18 protein-coding genes are annotated in these 18,040 nt (G+C 67.3%); 2 read left to right on the plus strand and 16 right to left on the minus strand.

The window, feature by feature from the left end; all coding sequences use genetic code 11:
* Nucleotides 1–8 precede the first annotated feature (8 nt).
* From ACIA6A_RS04975 to ACIA6A_RS05030, 12 genes are all read right to left on the minus strand, one after another.
* Complete coding sequence (locus tag ACIA6A_RS04975) at nucleotides 9–476, minus strand: DUF2550 domain-containing protein (RefSeq protein ID WP_396096063.1); 468 nt, start codon at nucleotides 474–476, stop codon at nucleotides 9–11.
* A gap of 9 nt (nucleotides 477–485) precedes the next feature.
* Nucleotides 486–776 (minus strand): F0F1 ATP synthase subunit epsilon, encoded by a 291-nt coding sequence (locus ACIA6A_RS04980; protein WP_396096064.1) that lies wholly within the window; start codon nucleotides 774–776, stop codon nucleotides 486–488.
* Nucleotides 777–900: 124 nt separating this feature from the next.
* Entirely contained in the window at nucleotides 901–2,052 is a 1,152-nt protein-coding gene (locus ACIA6A_RS04985) for an LCP family protein (RefSeq protein ID WP_396096065.1), read from the minus strand.
* A gap of 217 nt (nucleotides 2,053–2,269) precedes the next feature.
* Entirely contained in the window at nucleotides 2,270–3,712 is a 1,443-nt protein-coding gene (atpD, locus tag ACIA6A_RS04990) for a F0F1 ATP synthase subunit beta (RefSeq protein WP_396096066.1), read from the minus strand.
* Nucleotides 3,712–4,641, minus strand: a complete 930-nt coding sequence (locus ACIA6A_RS04995) for a F0F1 ATP synthase subunit gamma (RefSeq protein WP_396096067.1) — start codon at nucleotides 4,639–4,641, stop codon at nucleotides 3,712–3,714. Before ACIA6A_RS04995 ends, atpD begins: the two co-directional genes overlap by 1 nt.
* A gap of 3 nt (nucleotides 4,642–4,644) precedes the next feature.
* Complete coding sequence (gene atpA / locus ACIA6A_RS05000; protein ID WP_396096068.1) at nucleotides 4,645–6,291, minus strand: F0F1 ATP synthase subunit alpha; 1,647 nt, start codon at nucleotides 6,289–6,291, stop codon at nucleotides 4,645–4,647.
* A gap of 81 nt (nucleotides 6,292–6,372) precedes the next feature.
* Nucleotides 6,373–7,194, minus strand: coding sequence for a F0F1 ATP synthase subunit delta (locus ACIA6A_RS05005; protein WP_396096456.1), 822 nt, complete (start codon nucleotides 7,192–7,194; stop codon nucleotides 6,373–6,375).
* On the minus strand, nucleotides 7,191–7,730 hold the full coding sequence (locus tag ACIA6A_RS05010; RefSeq protein WP_396096069.1) for a F0F1 ATP synthase subunit B: 540 nt from the start codon (nucleotides 7,728–7,730) through the stop codon (nucleotides 7,191–7,193). The genes ACIA6A_RS05005 and ACIA6A_RS05010 overlap by 4 nt, the downstream gene beginning before the upstream one ends.
* A gap of 66 nt (nucleotides 7,731–7,796) precedes the next feature.
* Nucleotides 7,797–8,024 (minus strand): ATP synthase F0 subunit C, encoded by a 228-nt coding sequence (gene atpE / locus ACIA6A_RS05015; protein ID WP_396096070.1) that lies wholly within the window; start codon nucleotides 8,022–8,024, stop codon nucleotides 7,797–7,799.
* A gap of 101 nt (nucleotides 8,025–8,125) precedes the next feature.
* Entirely contained in the window at nucleotides 8,126–8,929 is an 804-nt protein-coding gene (gene atpB, locus ACIA6A_RS05020) for a F0F1 ATP synthase subunit A (protein ID WP_396096071.1), read from the minus strand.
* A 25-nt stretch (nucleotides 8,930–8,954) separates the two neighbouring features.
* Entirely contained in the window at nucleotides 8,955–9,224 is a 270-nt protein-coding gene (locus tag ACIA6A_RS05025) for a hypothetical protein (protein ID WP_396096072.1), read from the minus strand.
* 136 nt (nucleotides 9,225–9,360) lie between these two features.
* Nucleotides 9,361–9,792, minus strand: coding sequence for a hypothetical protein (locus ACIA6A_RS05030; protein WP_396096073.1), 432 nt, complete (start codon nucleotides 9,790–9,792; stop codon nucleotides 9,361–9,363).
* A gap of 791 nt (nucleotides 9,793–10,583) precedes the next feature.
* Between ACIA6A_RS05030 and ACIA6A_RS05035 the strand changes: the two genes are divergently transcribed.
* Nucleotides 10,584–11,579, plus strand: coding sequence for a TerC/Alx family metal homeostasis membrane protein (locus ACIA6A_RS05035; RefSeq protein ID WP_396096074.1), 996 nt, complete (start codon nucleotides 10,584–10,586; stop codon nucleotides 11,577–11,579).
* Here the strand turns inward: ACIA6A_RS05035 and glyA are convergent.
* Nucleotides 11,550–12,830, minus strand: a complete 1,281-nt coding sequence (glyA, locus tag ACIA6A_RS05040) for a serine hydroxymethyltransferase (protein WP_396096075.1) — start codon at nucleotides 12,828–12,830, stop codon at nucleotides 11,550–11,552. The two genes, ACIA6A_RS05035 and glyA, sit on opposite strands and share 30 nt — an antisense overlap.
* Nucleotides 12,831–14,392: 1,562 nt before the next feature.
* On the opposite strand from glyA, the gene ACIA6A_RS05045 reads away from it, so the two are divergent.
* Entirely contained in the window at nucleotides 14,393–15,910 is a 1,518-nt protein-coding gene (locus tag ACIA6A_RS05045) for an SDR family oxidoreductase (protein ID WP_396096076.1), read from the plus strand.
* Here the strand turns inward: ACIA6A_RS05045 and ACIA6A_RS05050 are convergent.
* Genes ACIA6A_RS05050 through ACIA6A_RS05060 form a run of 3 tightly spaced genes read right to left on the minus strand, consistent with a single transcriptional unit; the run spans nucleotide 15,834 to nucleotide 18,018 of the window.
* Complete coding sequence (locus tag ACIA6A_RS05050; protein ID WP_396096077.1) at nucleotides 15,834–16,751, minus strand: L-threonylcarbamoyladenylate synthase; 918 nt, start codon at nucleotides 16,749–16,751, stop codon at nucleotides 15,834–15,836. The two genes, ACIA6A_RS05045 and ACIA6A_RS05050, sit on opposite strands and share 77 nt — an antisense overlap.
* Nucleotides 16,748–17,374 carry a phosphotyrosine protein phosphatase gene (locus ACIA6A_RS05055; RefSeq protein ID WP_396096458.1) on the minus strand — a complete coding sequence of 209 codons (627 nt, stop codon included), beginning with the start codon at nucleotides 17,372–17,374 and terminating at the stop codon, nucleotides 16,748–16,750. Before ACIA6A_RS05055 ends, ACIA6A_RS05050 begins: the two co-directional genes overlap by 4 nt.
* The gene (locus ACIA6A_RS05060; RefSeq protein WP_396096459.1) at nucleotides 17,374–18,018 is read right to left on the minus strand and encodes an L-threonylcarbamoyladenylate synthase; all 645 of its coding nucleotides are present in this window, start codon (nucleotides 18,016–18,018) and stop codon (nucleotides 17,374–17,376) included. Before ACIA6A_RS05060 ends, ACIA6A_RS05055 begins: the two co-directional genes overlap by 1 nt.
* Nucleotides 18,019–18,040 lie beyond the last annotated feature (22 nt).

Below are 18,040 nucleotides of genomic sequence, written 5' to 3' on the forward strand. Positions count from 1 at the left end.
AGCCGCGGTTAGTTTTCGGCGGGGCGGGGGTCGATGGTGGGGCGGGGGGCCACACTGCCGGGCTGGCCCGGGGGGCCGGCCTCGAGCCAGGAGAGGAACCCGGTGACCGTCGACTCGGCCATGGCGATCTCGATGTCCTCGCCGTGCTGGCGGCACAGGAGGATGACCCAGTGGCCGGGCATGTTGAGGCGTTCCGGGCCCTCAGGCAGGCGGCGCTGCTGGACGCCCAGGTGGCGGCGGTCGAGCACGCGCTTGGGGCGGAAGGCGAAGCTGAACATGCGGTAGATACGCAGCTCGTCGCCCGCGAAGCGGCCGATTCCAGTGGACCAGCCGCGACCGGGGACCAGGGTCGTGACCCTGACCTGGAGGCGGATGGTCCCGCCGCTGAGCATCAGCAGGCGGGTCCGGAGCAGCACCGCGAAGAGGACGACGAGCAGCGTGCCGAAGCAGATTCCGATGATCTCCAGAATCCGCATCGTGTTATGTCAGTGCGCGGTGGCGGTCGCGGGCTGCGCCGGGGTGGCGCTCTCGGCGAGGACCGTGACGCCGTTGGCGTCGATGGAGATGAAGCCACCGGTCACGTCGTAGGTGAGCTGCTCACCGCCCTGGAGTTTCACGCGCACCTGGGAGGGCTCCTTGAGCAGGCCCAGGAGCGGGGAGTGACCCGGCAGGACGCCGATCTCGCCCTCGGTGGTGCGGGCGACGAGCATCTCGGCATCGCCGGACCAGATGCGTTCCTCGACGGCGACGACCTGGACGTGCAGCTGGTTTGCCACGCTCTCTCCTTGTCAAGCTGGTAGGACAGGAGCCCTGCTAGAGCCCTTGTCCGATGGGGTGAAGTCTAAACGGCCGGATGACACGCCGGTGCTCCGGGTGGTGACCGCCACTGTCGGGCAGCTGTCAGAGCTCCTGGAGGAACTCCGGGTGGTCGATAAGGAAGGTCGAGATGGTGTCGTCCTTGACCGAGGCGAAGAAGTCGCCGGCCGAATCCTCGAGGCCTTCGCCCAGGTACTGCTTGGTGCCGGGGACGAACAGGGACTTGCCGGGGAGCTTCACCAGGGTCATGTCGCCGCCCGCGACACCGCGCAGGGCGAGACCCCAGTCGACGATGTTGTGGCCGTTGCCGTCGAAGATGAGGGCGTCGCCGGCCGCGCGGAGGATCTGGTCGAGCTTGATCGGGTTGGTCACCACGTTCTTGCTCAGCGCCTGCTCGGCCATGGCCTTGATGAACTGCTGCTGGTGCCGCTGCCGGTCGTAGTCGCTGCGGGGCAGGCCGTAGCGCTGCCGCACGTAGTCGAGCGCCTCCCAGGCCTCCAGGTGGTAGGTGCCCTTCTTGTACGTCTTCTGCGGCCCGATGTACGGGTGCTCGCACGAGTTGTCGGCGCACTCGGGGCGGCGCGGGCGGGCCTTGCCGTTGGGCTGGAGGTGCTCGGACTTCACGACCTGGTCGATCTTCATCGTCACGCCGTCCATCGCCTCGACGATGTCCTTGAAGCCGTTGAAGTTCAGGATCGCGCCGGCGTCGAACTCCTTGATGCCGGTGAGCTTCGAGACCGTCTTGGCCAGCAGTTCGAAACCCTGGGCCACATCGTGCTTGCCATTGCCGACGCTGCTCCCGTACGACATAGCGGCGTTGATCTTTGCGGTGCCGCCCTGGAATCCGGTCTTGGAGAAGGCCGGGATCTCCACGCGCAGGTCGCGGGGGATGGAGAAGATCTGCGCCTGGCCGAGCCCTTTGGGAATGTGCACGACGATGATCGAGTCGGACAGCGGCGCGGTGTTCGTGTCCCGCGGGTCGATGCCGACGAGCAGGATGTTCAACGGGCCCTTGATGTCACTGACCTCGGCCTTGGAGCCGCTCTCGCCCTCACCGAAGAGGTCCTTGGTCTCCACCGCACCCGCGTAGCGCGCGACGAGCACCTGGGTCGTGACCAGAGCGCCACCGCCGAGCACCATCAGCACGCAGCCGACGATGGCGCAGAGGCGTGCCCACAACGGGGAACGCCATTTCGGCCTGGTTTTGCCGCGCTTTGCCACTCGCTCCCCAACCATCGTCGATCGGATTCACCCGCGACCAAAGGGGCCATGATCGCAGGGCTCGGCCGTAAGCACGGACAAGAGTATCCGAACTATCGAAGAATTCTTCGCGTCCAGGTTGACCGTTACTGCGGAAACAAACGGACATAACGGTCTGCAGGAAACGGCCGTGACAAAGCGAAAGGCCGTGCTGACAAAGAGTCAGCACGGCCTTCACATTGCTGTGGGTCAATCAGCCCTTCATGAGCTCGTGCGCGTTCTTCTCGAGGTCCTCGAGACCGCCACACATGAAGAAGGCCTGCTCCGGGAACGAGTCGTACTCGCCCTCGGCGATCTTCTTGAACGCCTCGATGGTCTCCTTGAGCGGGACCGTCGAGCCGGCGACACCGGTGAACTGCTCGGCGGCGTACGTGTTCTGCGAGAGGAAACGCTCGATGCGGCGGGCCCGCTGCACCGTGACCTTGTCCTCCTCGGAGAGCTCGTCCATACCGAGGATCGCGATGATGTCCTGCAGGTCCTTGTACTTCTGCAGGATCCGCTGCACCTCACGGGCGACCGCGTAGTGCTCGGCACCGACGAACTCGGGCGCCAGGATCCGCGAGCTGGAGGCCAGCGGGTCCACGGCGGGGTAGATGCCCTTGTCGGAGATCGACCGCTCGAGGTTCGTCGTCGCGTCCAGGTGGGCGAACGTGGTCGCCGGCGCCGGGTCGGTGTAGTCGTCGGCGGGCACGTAGATCGCCTGCAGCGAGGTGATCGCCTTGCCCTTGACCGAGGTGATCCGCTCCTGGAGCTGACCCATCTCGTCCGCCAGGGTGGGCTGGTAACCCACGGCGGACGGCATGCGGCCGAGCAGGGTGGAGACCTCGGAACCGGCCTGCGTGAACCGGAAGATGTTGTCGATGAAGAGCAGCACCTCCTGGTTCATGACGTCCCGGAAGTACTCCGCCATGGTCAGGGCGGTCAGGGCGACCCGCAGGCGGGTGCCCGGCGGCTCGTCCATCTGGCCGAAGACCAGCGCGGTCTTGTCGAGCACGCCACCCTCGTCCATCTCCAGGATGAGGTCGTTGCCCTCGCGGGTGCGCTCACCCACGCCGGCGAACACCGACGTACCACCGAAGTTGCGGGCAACCCGGATGATCATCTCCTGGATGAGCACCGTCTTGCCCACGCCCGCGCCGCCGAACAGACCGATCTTGCCACCACGCACGTACGGGGCGAGCAGGTCGATCACCTTGATGCCGGTCTCCAGCATCTCGGTCTTCGGCTCGAGGTCCGCGAAGGCCGGGGCCTTGCGGTGGATCGGCCAGCGCTCGGTGATGTTCAGCGTCGACGGGTCGACGTTGAGCACCTCACCGAGGGCGTTGAAGACGTGGCCCTTGGTCACGTCACCGACGGGCACCGAGATCGCCGCGCCGGTGTCGCTGACCGGGGCACCCCGGACGAGGCCGTCGGTCGGCTGCATCGAGATGGCCCGGATCACGTTGTCACCCAGGTGCTGGGCGACCTCGAGGGTCAGCGTCTTGGTGCCCTCGGAGAGGGTCACGTCGACGTGCAGCGCGTTGAAGATCGCGGGCATGGCTTCCCGCGGGAACTCGGCGTCGACGACCGGGCCGATGACCCGGACGACACGGCCGACGCCGGTCTCCGTCTTGGTGGGCTCAGCAACTGCAGTCATCACACATCACTTCCCGACGTGGACAGCGCCTCGACGCCGCCGACGATTTCACTGATTTCCTGGGTGATCGAAGCCTGCCGCGCGGAGTTCATCTCGCGCGTGTACCGCTTGAGCAGGTCGTCCGCGTTGTCCGAGGCGCTCTTCATGGCCCGGCGCCGAGACGCCGACTCACTCGCCGCCGAGTCCAGCAACGCGGCGTAGATCCGCGTGTACAGGTACTTCGGCAGCAGGGCCTCGAGAAGCTCCTCGGCCTCCGGCTCGAACTCGTAGGCCGGACGCAGCCCGGGCTCGCGCTCGGTCTCCTCGACCTGCATGGGCGCCAGGAAGCGCGCCTGCGGGGCCTGGGTCATGAGCGACTTGAACTGGGTGCTGACGATGTGCAGCTCGTCGACGCCCTGGATGCCGTCCGGACCGTGGCTGGTGTCGGTGTCATCCGCACCCGCGACGAACGCGTCCAGCAGGGACTCGCCGATCGTCCGGGCGTCCTGGAACGTCGGACGCTCGGAGAAGCCGGTCCAGCTGGTCTCGATCGGGCGGTTGCGGAACCGGTAGTAGCCGACGCCCTTGCGGCCGACGACGTACAGCACAACGTCCTTGCCGTCCGCCCGCAGCCGTGCCATCAGCTGCTCGGCGGTCCGGATCGCGTTGGCGTTGTAGGCGCCGGCCAGGCCGCGGTCGCTGGTGATCAGCAGGACACCCGCCCGCCGCACCCGCTCACGCGGCTGCAGCAGCGGGTTGTCGACCGACGCGTTGGACGCGAGGGCCGTCAGCACCTGGGTGATCGCTTCCGCGTACGGCCTGGAAGCGTTGACCCGCTCCTGAGCCTTGGCGATGCGGCTGGTGGCGACCAGTTCCTGAGCCTTGGCGATCTTCTTGGTCGACCGGACGGTCTTGATCCGCCGCCGGAGGGCCTGTACCTGACCGGCCATGGATCAGCTCTCGGCCGACGAGGGACGAACCTCGCGGGTCACGGTCTCGCGAGCCTGAGCACCGTCGGCGAGCGGCTCCGCCGGGGTCTCGTTGATCTCGCCGGACGCGCCGGGCGTGAAGCCCTGCTTGAACTCGACGACGGCCTTCTTGAGCAGGTCGACCGTCTCGTCGGACAGCTTGCCGCCGGCCGCGATGGTCGTGAAGGCGTCGCTGCGGTTGCGCTTGAACCAGTCGAGGAACTCACCCTCGAACCGCTTCACGTCACCGACCTCGACGTCGTCGAGCTGACCGGTGGTGCCGGCCCAGATCACGATGATCTGCTCGCCCGAGGACAGCGGGGAGTACTGCGGCTGCTTGAGCAGCTCGACCAGGCGCACGCCCTTGTCGAGCTGAGCCCGCGACGCCCGGTCCAGGTCGGAGGCGAAGGCCGAGAAGGCCTCCAGCTCACGGAACTGGGCGAGGTCGAGGCGCAGCCGGCCGGAGACCTGACGCATACCGCCGACCTGCGCGGAGCCACCGACCCGCGACACCGAGGTGCCGACGTTGATGGCCGGACGCACACCGGAGGCGAACAGGTCGCCCTCGAGGAAGATCTGGCCGTCGGTGATCGAGATGACGTTGGTCGGGATGTAGGCCGAGATGTCGCCGGCCTTCGTCTCGATGATGGGCAGACCCGTCATCGAACCCGCACCCAGCTCGTTGGAGAGCTTGGCGCAACGCTCCAGCAGGCGGCTGTGCAGGTAGAAGACATCACCCGGGTACGCCTCACGGCCCGGCGGGCGACGGAGCAGCAGCGACACGGCGCGGTAGGCCTCGGCCTGCTTCGTCAGGTCGTCGAACACGATCAGGACGTGCTTGCCCGCGTACATCCAGTGCTGTCCGATGGACGAACCGGTGTAGGGGGCGATGTACTTGAAGCCGGCCGGGTCGGACGCCGGGGAGGCCACGATGGTCGTGTACTCCAGGGCACCCTGCGCCTCCAGCGTCCCGCGGATGCTGGCGATGGTGGAGGCCTTCTGGCCGATCGCGACGTAGATGCAGCGAACCTGCTTGTCCGGGTCACCGGACTCCCAGTTGGCGCGCTGGTTGATGATCGTGTCGAGCGCGACCGTGGTCTTACCGGTCTTGCGGTCACCGATGATCAGCTGGCGCTGGCCGCGGCCGATCGGCGTCATGGCGTCGATCGCCTTGATGCCGGTGTGCAGCGGCTGCTTCACCGGCTGCCGCGCCATGACGTTCGGCGCCTGCAGCTCGAGCTCGCGGAAGCCTTCGCTCGCGATCTCGCCACGGTCGTCGATCGGGTTGCCCAGAGCGTCGACCACGCGGCCGAGGTAGGCGTCACCGACCGGCACGGAGAGGACGCGGCCGGTGCGCTTGACCTGCTGGCCCTCTTCGATGCTGGCGAAGTCGCCCAGGACGACGACACCGATCTCGCGGACATCGAGGTTCAGGGCGACACCGAGGGTGCCGTCCTCGAACTCGAGGAGTTCGTTCGCCTGGGTCGAGGGCAGGCCCTCGACATGTGCAATCCCGTCGCCCGCATCGGAGACGATGCCGACCTCCTCACGGGAGACCTCGGGCGTGTAGGACGAGACGTAGCGCTCTAGCGCCCCCCGGATCTCGTCCGAGGAGATGGTCAGCTCGGCCATCCTCTGCCTTCTCTATTCGGCTCGGGGCGTCGCCGCGCCCGAGGGCTTTCGGAAGCGTCGCCGCCGCCGAGGGGATGTGGACTAATTAGCGATCGCCTGGCGGGCTTGTTGCAGACGCCGCAGGATCGTGCCGTCATAGAGGTCGGAGCCGACCCGGACGCTGAGGCCACCGAGCACGCTCGGCTTGACTTCGACCTTCAGCGAGACCTGGCGGCCGTAGATGCCGGAGAGCTTGGCGGCGAGCCGCTGCTCCTCGGCGTCGTCGAGCAACCGGGCGGAAGTGACGTACGCGACCTCGCGGTCCCGCTTCTCGGCGGTCAGCTCGACCAGCTTGCTCAGGGCGGCGTCGAAGTTGCGGCCACCGAAGCCCTCGAGGGCGACCTTGACCAGCTGGACCGTCGCCGTTTCGGACTTGCCCTTCAGCAGGTCCTCCACCAGCTTAGCCCGGCGCTCGACCGGAGCACCCGAGTCACTGAGCGTGACCGACAGGCCACCGTTGCCCGAGACGACCTGCCCGAAACGGAACAGCTCGTCCTCGACCTCGGCCAGCTTGCCGTCCCGGTCCGCCGCGGCGAGCACGGTGTCGACCGCGAGCCGCTCGGTCGCGTCGAGCAGGTCGGACGGCCGCGACCAGCGACCGGAGACCAGCACGCCGAGGGTGTCGACCGTGATGACGCTCAGCTTGCCCACGATGAGCGACCGCAGCAGCGCGGCCCGCTCGTCGCCCGACCGCGAAGGGTCGGTCAGCGCGCGACGCAGACCCGGCTCGCCACGCAGGAGCCGTGCCACCGCCAGGATCTCATCGGCGATGGTGGCCAGCTGAGCGGCGGTGACGGACGCCGAATCCGCGGTCAACTTCTCCGCGGCCGCGGCGTACGCCTCGCGGTTGACGGCCGCCATCAGCGTCCGCCCGTGCCGGCGCTGAGCTCGTTGATGAAGCGGTCCACGGTGCCCCGGCTACGAGCCTCGTCAGCGAGCGACTCGCCGACGATCTTGCTGGCCAGGTCGACCGCGAGCGTGCCCACCTCGGAGCGCAGTTCCCGAACGATGCTCTCGCGCTGGGCGGCGAGCTGCTGGTTGCCGGCCTCGATGATCCGGTCCGACTCCTCCCGGGCCTTGGCGAGCACATCCTGACGGATGCCCTCCGCGTCGGCACGAGCCTCGTCACGGATCCGAGCGGCCTCGGTACGCGCCTCGGCCAGCTGCGCCTTGTACTGCTCGAGGAGCTGGTTGGCCTCGGCCTGAGCTGCCTCGGCCTTGGCGATGCCACCCTCGATCGCCTCGACGCGGGCCTGGAACATGAGTTCCATCCGCGGGAAGACGAACTTGGCGAGGATGAACAGGACGACGCCGAACGCGACAACGCCGACGATGATTTCAGCTACCGGCGGGATGAGGAGCTGTCCGCCCCCGCCACCCTCTTCAGCTGCTACAAACATAAACAATCCCCTTCGCCGGTGACCGGCCATTGATGGCCGGACCCGAGGTCAGCCAGACGACGAAGATCAGCCGTTGAGCGCGAAGGCGACAACGAGGCCGAGCAGGGCGAGCGCCTCGATGACGGCGAAGCCCATGAACATGTAGACGCGGGTCAGGCTGGCGCTCTCCGGCTGACGGGCAGTCGCCTGGATGTAGGCGGCGAAGACGAGACCCACGCCGATGCCCGGGCCGAGGGCAGCGATGCCGTAGCCGATGACACTGACGTTGCCGGAAATTTCGGCCAGGTACGACATTGGAATTCCTCCTGCGTTGAACGCGTGACACTCACGCGCACGTCATAGGTAGTCGACTTATTCACTTGTGAAAACTGGTGGAGCGATTTACGGAGCTTGTATCAGTGCGCTTCCGAAACCGAGCTCTGCAGGTACGTGGCGGTCAGCAGCGTGAAGACGTACGCCTGCAGCGCCAGGATGAACAACTCGAAGAGGGTCATCACGATCGCCATACCCCAGCTGAGGAACGCGACCGGCTTGAGTGCCACCGTGGTGGATTCGAAGAGCGCGAGGCCACCGAGGGTGAAGACCAGCAGGATCATGTGACCCGCGAACATGTTGGCGAAGAGCCGGATCGCCAGCGTCGCGGGACGCAGGATCGCGACCTGGAAGAACTCGATCGGCACCAGGATCGGCTGCACCCAGAGCGGTGCGCCGGAGACCCAGATGCTGTTCTTGATGTACTTGCCCAGGCCCTGCTTGCGAACACCCGCGTAGATGTAGACCACGTAGGTGAAGGCGGCCAGCGCGATCGGGTAGGCGATGTGCGAAGCCGGCGAGATCTGCGCGAGCGGGATGATGCCCCACAGGTTGTTCATCAGGATGAACACGAACAGCGAGGCGAGGTAGGGGGCGAAACGGACGCCTTCCTTACCGATGACATCCACGGCGATGTTGTTACGCACCATGCCGTAGATGGACTCCGCCATCCACTGACCCTTGGTCGGGACGATCTGGGGCTTCCTGTACGCAACCAGGAAGAAGATGATGAGGATCGCGACGGTCAGCCAGGTGAGCAGCGCGATCTTGGTGAAGGCCGGCTCCCAGAAATCCCCTACAAAGCTGGGAATGAGGCTCTTGTAGTCAAAGCTCTCAACTCCCGGAGGGAACTCCGAAGCAAGCACCGTTGGCGACTCAGTCAACACGCATCCTCCGTCGGTCGGGGCCGAATCAGGCTCCCAGCCTCTTCACGATCAGATAGACCCCGGCGGCACCGCCGCCGATCAGGCCGACCAGCAGGCCGGCGGGAAATGAGAGATCGAGCCAGCGGTCGACCAACCAGCCGGCGCCGCCCCACACGATCATGCCGCCCAGCAGATAACCGACAGCTGTCCATCCTGCGTCGGCACCGTCTTCGGGCGGAGCGGGATCTTCAGATTTTGGGTCACCGGCCATGGCACGGCGAAGAATATCAGCCGACAGCAGATGGCTAGCGTTCACCCCCCAGCACAACCACGTTGTGCGGGTCCCACGTGAACGGCGACTGAATGCGCGGGGTCAACGGTACTCCCGCACGGCCACCGTTGGATACCTGAAACCGGGGGTGTCAAAAAAAGGACTCGAAGGGATGAACAGCTTACTCTTCGTGTTCATCATCGTAGGGTCGATAGCCCGGCTCCAAGTGGTACGTCACCTGCGGGACCTCGGCCCGCACCGTCCACCAGACCTGGGCACCCAGCCACGCGACCACCGACACCACCATGGCCACCGCCATGGCCGGAATGCCTGCCCAGCCCCGCGGCACGGCGAAAATGACCAGGCCGAGCAGACTGAACTTGAACAGGTACGTCGCGAGCCCGACCGTCATCACCATTTTCGGCAGCACGGAGTCGGCCCACGCGACCGCGACACTCGACAGCGCGTAACCGCCGGCAACCACCGCGACCCCACCGGCGCCACCGATCAGCCCCGCGGAACCAGCGGTGAACCACCCCGCGACCGCGGCGACGACAAGCAGGCCACCGGAGACCGCCAGCGGAAGCGGAAGGTGCTTGAGCCGGCTCGCCATCGGCCGGGCCTCAGACCGCGGACCGTCGGGCAGTTGCGCCCCGGCCCCCTGCACGGCGGACTGCTGGGCGTCAGTCTCCTGGTCTCGGTGTGAGGTCAGCCGAGCCTTGGCCGCACGGGCCGCGGCAAGACGTTCGTCGGGAGAGCCGGGCACCTCCCCGGCCGCACCGGAAGAAGGCGCCGCCACGGAAGAAGCGGCCTCAGCGGCGGGTCGGACGGCCTGGTCCGGGCCGGCCTCGGCCGACCCGCTTGCGGGCAAGCCCGGTGAGGGCGAACTCGATGAAGGCGAACTCGGTGAGGGCGAACTCGGTGCAGCGGACCTCGGAGAGAACGGGTGGGTCTCGGGGGCGGAACTCAACAGTGCTCCTCGTCAAGCAGTGCCGGGCGGCACAAAACAGCCCGGAACGGGTCGGCGGGCAGGGTGAAGAATACGCCCCGGGTTCAGCCCGGCCGGGATGGAATGGCCAGGGCCCGGAGCCGGGCCGGACCGTAAGGCAGCGCCGCTGATCAGCATCGCGATCAGCGGCGAGCAGCAGGCCGATCGAGGCGGCGAGCACGAAAGCCTCCCGCCCGGAGCAAATAGGCCGGCCCGGCAGAGACGCCCAGGCAATCGTCGTGGTGGATTCCCAGGAAGTGTTCAGTGTCGCGGCCTAGGTTGGCCGTGAGGGGAGTACCTCGCCAAGATCGCTCCGGTCAGTACGGACCTTTCATAAGGTCCCCGGACGACACCTGACAGTGTGAGCCGTCAGGTGAGGGAGACCTCAGACGATGACGTGCGTCTGAGGAGCGATTTTGAACCAGATTGAATCGATCGGGTCCCCGTTGTTGTGGGGCATCACCATCGCCGTTCTGATCGGCCTGCTGGCCCTCGATTTCTTCATCACCCGCCGTCCTCATGATGTGCCGATGAAGGAAGCCGTCGGGTGGACGGTCTTCTACCTTGCCCTGCCGGTGGCTTTCGGCCTTCTGCTGTGGCCGCTGTACGGCGGTGGCCCGGCCGTGGACTTCTTCACCGGCTGGGTCGTCGAGAAGTCGCTGTCGGTGGACAACCTCTTCGTCTTCATGTTGCTGCTCGCCGCGTTCGCCGTGCCGAAAGAGCTCGCCCAGCGGGTCCTGCTGTACGGCATCATCGGCGCCCTGGTGCTGCGGGGCATTTTCATCGCGCTCGGTGCCGCGGTGATCAGTGCCGGGAGCTGGGCGTTCCTGTTGTTCGGCGGGATTCTGCTGCTGACCGCGGTGAAGGTGCTGCGAGAGGCCGGCAGTCACGAGGAGCAGTCGGTTTCGATCGACGAGATGCGCAGCGTGCGGCTGATGCGCCGGTTGATGCCGGTCACCTCGAAGTATCACGGTGCCAGCCTGAGCATCCGGGAGAAGGGCCGGCGCGTGCTGACCCCGATGGCGCTGGTCGTGGTCGCGGTGTTCATGACCGACATCGTGTTCGCGGTGGATTCGGTGCCGGCGGTGTACGGCGTGACCGACGACCCGTACATCGTGTTCGCGACCAACATGTTCGCCCTGCTCGGGTTGCGGGCCTTGTATTTTGTGCTGCGCAACGTGCTGGGCAAGCTGCGGCACCTGAACTACGGCCTGGGCATCATCCTGGCGTTCATCGGGGTGAAGCTGGTGCTGCACTGGGCACACACGGTGTGGCCGGGTCTGCCCGAGGTGCCGACGCCGCTGTCGTTGCTGTTCATCGTGGTCACGCTCGCGACCGTCACCACCACGAGCCTGCTGGCGGAGCGCCGGGACCGGGAGAAGTCAGACGTCCACGAGGTCGGGGCTCGGTAGCGGGTACGCCGGGAACTCCGAGACCAGCGCCGACACCGCGGTGGCGATCTCGCGGAGCTGGGCCGGGCCGGCGCGGACGGCGGCGGCGATCAGGCCGGCGATCTGGCGCATCTCGCCTTCGCGCAGGCCCTGGGTGGTGACGCTGGGGGTGCCGACCCGGATGCCGGAGGCCACCGACGCCTTTTCCGGGTCGAACGGGATCGCGTTCTTGTTCAGCATGATCCCGGCCTGTTCGCAGCGGGTCTCGGCGTCGCGGCCGGTCACGCCGAGGTCGGTCAGGTCGGCCAGGGCCAGGTGGGTGTCGGTGCCGCCGGTGACGGGACGCATGCCCTCGGCGGCCAGCCCGGCGGCGAGCGCCTGACTGTTCTTGACCACCTGATGGGCGTACCACTGGAATTCGGGCAGGGCCGCCTCGCGCAGCGCGACCGCTTTCGCGGCGACGGCGTGCATCAACGGCCCACCCTGGGTGAACGGGAAGACGGCCTTGTCGATGCGCGCGGCGAGCGGTTCGCGGCACAGCAGCATGCCGCCGCGGGGGCCGCGCAGGACCTTGTGCGTGGTGCAGGAGACAACGTCCGCATGCGGTACGGGCGACGGCACCGCCCGCCCCGCGACCAGCCCGATGAAATGGGCGGCGTCGACCATCAGGTAAGCCCCGACCTCGTCGGCGATGTCCCGGAACGCCTTGAAGTCGATGAGCCGGGGGTATGACGTCGCCCCGCAGATCACCAGCGCGGGCCGGTGGGCGAGGGCCAGGTCGCGTACCTCGTCGTAGTCGATCAGCTCGGTGTCCTGGCGGACCCGGTAGCCGACGGTGTGGAACCACTTCCCGGAGAAGTTGACCTTGCTGCCGTGGGTGAGGTGCCCGCCGTGCGGCAGGTCCATCGCGAGCACGGTGTCGCCGGGCTGCACGAGCGCCGCGTACGCCGCCATGTTCGCCGAGGCGCCGGAGTGCGGTTGCAGGTTGACATGTTCGGCGCCGAACAGGTCCTTGGCCCGCGCGATGCCGAGTTCCTCGGCCCGGTCGACCTCGGCGCAGCCCCCGTAGTAGCGCTGACCCGGGTAGCCCTCGGCGTACTTGTTGGCGAGCGTGGATCCCAGCACGGCCAGCACGGCCGGCGAGGTGAAATTCTCGCTCGCGATCAACTGCAGGCCGCCGCGCTGGCGATCGAGTTCGTTGAGCACCACCTCGGCGATCTCGGGATCCTCGCGGCGCAGTGCGTCGAAGTCAGGTCCCCAGAACGTGTCCATGGCGCCTTCCTCACCTCGGCGACGCTGCCAGGTCAAAGCATATGGCCTAGCACTCCTGCCGGTGCGTTTTCAAGGTTCAGCGAAGGCTCGCGCGGGCATGCATCCATACCTACACGAAAAATCGGTAATCGAGGACACCGCGCCTCATTCCGCTACTAACCCTGCGAAGTTGTGCATGCACGGCACCTCACGGCATGGCCAGCAACATTGAGGGTTCTTCAACAAGCACTAGCACCCAGCCCGGGAGCCCGGGTTACCTGCTCAAGTTTCCTAAGAGGCCTGGATGGTAAGCCATGGCGTTCCACTCAAGGCCGTAAACGGCAACCTATCGGCTGCCTGCTGCCGGAGCGCTGAAGGAAGAACTGCCACGCCGACCGTGGGCGGATTCAACCAATTCCACACTGAGGCATCCTACCGGTATGGATTCCCACCCGCAGCAATACAGGAAGCTCCAGTCGCACACCACCGCATCGCGACCAGGGATCCAGATTCAAGGCAGCTAAATAGAAAACGTGTTCAACAGCCGTGCATGACACAAAGACCGACCTCCGGTCAGCTGAGTCAAACAAGAAGAAGCGCCATTGTCAACATCAAATGGACGATTCGGAACCCCACCCAACACGCCATTCGCCTTGAGCATCTGTCAACAGTGACTTTAGTCACTCTATTGACCTACTTGCATGTGAGATGAACCCGTGACAGCTTGTTGAAAGGAAGTTCGCTAACGGGAAATGAGGCAAGAGAATCCGTGTTCGTTAAAAAGATCTTGGCAACTACCGGAGCAGGTTTTCTCATCGCTACAGGACTGGTCGCCGCGAGCCCAGCGCCGGCCCAGGCTGCTGGTTGTGCCAGCCTGGTAAGGGTTTACACGTCGGGAACAACCAAGTACGCGGATGTCAAGAACGTTTGCGGCTCCACCATTAACGCCCGGGCCACAGTTCCGAACTGGCCTGATTCTTCCTGCGCAGACATCGGCGCCGGCACAACGAGGGCATTCAGGACGGGTGCACCCCTCAGCCCTTATGCGACCGGCGCGACGGTCTGTTGACCTAAGCCATCAGCAAATCTTGTTGGACTTGAGCGGCGCCGCGGGCCGACATGTAAATACGTCTGATCTGCGACGACGACATGCTCAAGACCGCAGGATCGCAAGCAGCCACCGCTGGACCGACGCTGCGCATGCGCAGCAGGCATCACGGTGGCTGCTTGCGTCGAAAGAGACTTAACGTGTCCGTGACGTTCTGAATCCCCTTAGATTGCAGTGACATCCGCACGACTCCATTGCAACACGGATCGGTCAATTTGACTAGGGTCGCCGGAGGTACCACGCCGATAGGACGAACCAAGAACTATTTAACCGGCACCCTGAACGAAGTCAAACAGGCCGACTGGATGAGCTGCACCACAGACCCACACCCCCTCACCCGCAGCCACCATATTCTGTCACCGCAACGAAGCTGCTGGCCCCGGCCAAGATCCCGGATCTGGAGCCGTGCACGGTTGGTCGAAAAATTCTCGCTACCTCCGGCATCAGATGGCTCGCCTGCGGGCACACAGGGACTATGCGTTGTCTGGTCACCGGCGCCACCGGTTATATCGGTGGGCGTCTCGCACCGCGGTTGATGGCCGCGGGTCACGAAGTGCGCGCTCTTTCCCGCAGCGCCGGCCGGCTGCGGGATGTGCCCTGGGCACCTCAGGCGGAGATCGTCGAGGGCGATCTGTCCGATCCCGCGTCGCTCGAGGCCGCATTGGACGGGGTGGATGTCGCCTATTTTCTGGTGCATTCGCTCGGACAGCGCGATTTCGAGCGCCTGGATCGGGAGGCGGCCACGAATTTCGCCCGGGCCGCGTACGGCAAAGGGGTCAAAAGAATTGTTTATCTCGGCGGTCCGGAGCCGCCGCCGGAGGAGAAGCCGTCGGCTCATCTGAGGTCGCGCGCCGAGGTGGCGAAGATCCTGCTGGAGAGCGGCGTCCCGACCGTCGTGCTGCGGGCTCCGGTGATCATCGGTTCCGGGTCGGCGTCGTTCGAGATGCTGCGGTATCTGACCGAGCGGCTGCCGGTGATGGTGACGCCGCGGTGGGTGAAGAACCGGATCCAGCCGATCGCCGTACGGGACGTGCTGCGCTATCTCATCGCGGCCGCCGACCTGCCCGCCGAGCTCAACCGCGGGTTCGACATCGGCGGGCGGGATGTGCTCACGTACGGTGCGATGATGCAGCGGTATGCGCAGGTCGCGAGCCTGCGGCGGCGGGTAGTCGTGCCGTTGCGGCCGCTGAGCCCGTGGCTGTCGGCGCACTGGGTCGGCGCGATCACCCCGGTGCCCAACTCGATCGCCCGGCCGCTGGTCGCCAGCCTGATCCACGAGGCGATCACGCACGAGCACGACATCGCGGAGTACGTGCCGGACGGTGATCTGCTCGGTTTCGACGAGGCGGTCCGGCTGGCGCTGGGCAAGATCCGCGACGACGAGGTGGAGACCCGGTGGACGAACGCGTCCGGCCGCGACGCCGCCGCCGAGCCGATGCCGACCGATCCGTCCTGGACCGGCGGCACGATCTACAAGGACGAGCGCCGCATCGAGGTGGACGCGCCGGTAGACGCGTTGTGGCGGGTCATCGAGGGGGTCGGCGGCGACAACGGCTGGTATTCGTTCCCGCTGGCCTGGGCGGTGCGCGGGTGGCTGGACCGGCTGGTCGGCGGCGTCGGCCTGCGCCGGGGGCGGCGCGACCGGGACCACCTCTACGTCGGTGAGGCGCTCGACTTCTGGCGGGTCGAGGAGATCAAACCCGGGGAGCTGCTGCGCTTGCGCGCCGAGATGAAGGTGCCGGGCCGGGCCTGGCTCGAGATGTACGCGGAACCGGGCCCCGGCAACACGAGCGTCTATCGCCAGCGGGCGCTGTTCGTGCCGAGGGGCCTGGCCGGGCACGCCTACTGGGCGAGTGTCCTGCCGTTCCACGGGATCGTGTTCAGCGGCATGGCCCGCAACATCGCCCGGGGCGCGCTCACGCAGCCGCCGCCCGGTGCAGGCGGTCCCGGACGGCCATCCACTCCTCGGTCGCCGGCGGGGTCTTCACGATGATCGTGGCGACCCCCCGGTCGTCGAGGCGGTGCAGGGCGGCGTACAGGTCGGCGGCGTACTCGCGGGGGTCGACGCTGAGCATCTCGGCCCCGCGGACGTCCGCGGTCTCGTAGGTGAGCACGCCGACCGGCTCCTCGGCGTCCGGCACGGTCGTCACGTCGTCGGTGAGGATCAGCCGGGCCCGGGGCGCGTAGTGGCGTTTGCTCATGCCCGGTGAGGGCCGCTCGGCGCCGTCGACGACCTCGTCCGGGAGCTCCACCGTGCCGGTGACCTCGCGGATGTCGCGCAGCGCGAGCGCGCCCGGGCGCAGCAGCCGGGGCGTCTCCCCGGTCACGTCCAGCACGGTCGACTCGATGCCCCAGGTGGCCGGCCCGCCGTCGAGCACCATCGGCACGTCGGGCAGGCTGCGCAGCACGTGCTGGGCGGTGGTCGGCGAGATGCCCTCGGAGCGGTTGGCGCTCGGCGCGGCCAGGGCCAGGCCGGACGCGTCGAGCAGGTTGCGGGCGACCTCGTGGGCCGGCACCCGTACGGCGATGGTGCCCTGGGTGGCACTTTCCAGGACGAGCGTCAGCGGGCCGGGCCAGAACTGGGCGGCGAGCTCGTTGGCGATGTCCGGCCACGTCCTGGCCAGCGCGCGGGCCGCGGTGACATCGGCGACGTGCACGATCAGCGGGTTCCAGGACGGGCGGTTCTTGAGCCGGTAGATCTCGGCGACCGCGCGCTCGTTGAAGGCGTCGGCGCCCAGGCCGTACACGGTCTCGGTGGGGAAGGCGACGACGGAGCCGGCGCGCAGCAGATCGGCGGCGCGGCGGATGCCGTCGGCGTCGGGGGTGACGATCACGCTGACCTCGGTGCTCCCGGCAGGAGTGTGTCCACCAGCGGGAACAGTGACTCCTCGATGTCGTCGGCGATGCGCTGGAATGTCTGGTCGCCGCGGCCCCACGGGTCGTCGAGGTCGTCGCCGGGCAGGGGTTCCGTGTCGCCGCGCAGCTTGTCGGCCGCGCTGACGAGGGCGGCCGCGCGGGCGGCGAACGCCTCCGGGCCGGGGGCCGACGCCGGCAGGGCGGCGGTGTCCAGGTCGCGCAGGAGCCGGGCCAGGTGGCCGAGAACGAAGGTGCGCCCGGAGGCGCCGGGCAGCAGCGCGTGCACGTAATCGCTCTGGTCGGCCGTCGCGGTGAGCACCAGATCGGCCTCGGCCAGGTGCGCACCGGTCAGCTTGCGGGCGGTGAACCCGTCGACCGAGCCGCCGCGGAGCCGGATCTGCCGGGCCGCGGGCGGGTTCATCTCCTCGCCCTCGTGCCAGCCACCGGTGCCGGCGCTGCGGCTGATCAGCACGTCGTCGAGGCCGGTGTCGGGGTCGATCTTGCCGAGTCGCTGCTGGGCGGCGAGGACCAGCAGGCGTTCGGCCATCGGCGAGCGGCAGATGTTGCCCATACAGACGTGCAGCACGGTGAACGGCATGATCAGGACACCGCCGGCTGGATGTCGGGGACGACGTCCTTGAGTTTCTCCCACGGGACCGCGCCGTTGCGCAGCACCCGGGGCACCTCACCGGTCACGTCGACGATCGTGCTCGGGGCCGGATCATGCGCGACCCCCGCCTCGAGATAGATCCGGACCGCGTACTCCAGCTGGTCGCGGGCCTCCTCGGCGGTGACCGGCGCGGCCTGCCCGATCTTGTTCGCGGTGGTGACTGTCATCGGGCCGACCTCGCGCAGCACCTCGAGGGCGACCGGGTGCAGCGGCATCCGCACGGCGACCCGCCCGCCGGTCTCGCCGAGGTCCCACTGCAGGCTGGGCGAGTGCTCGACGATGATCGTCAGCGCCCCCGGCCAGAACGCGTCGGCCAGCTCCCGGGCGGCCTTGGGCAGCGAGTAGACCAGGCCGTCCAGGGTGTGCCGGGAGCCGACGAGCACCGGCGGAGCGACCCGGCGGTCCACGCCCCGGGCGGTCTGCAGCGCGGTGACGGCATGCGGCGTGAACGCGTCCGCACCCACGCCGTAGACGGTGTCGGTGGGCAGGACGACGAGTTCACCGCTCTTGACCGCCTCGACGGCAGCGGCAATACCGCGATCACGCTCGGCCACGGCACGGCAGTCGTAGAGCATCACAGGATGCAGTCTGCCACGC

The organism is Actinoplanes sp. NPDC051494, assembly GCF_044454705.1.
Lineage (GTDB): Bacteria > Actinomycetota > Actinomycetes > Mycobacteriales > Micromonosporaceae > Actinoplanes.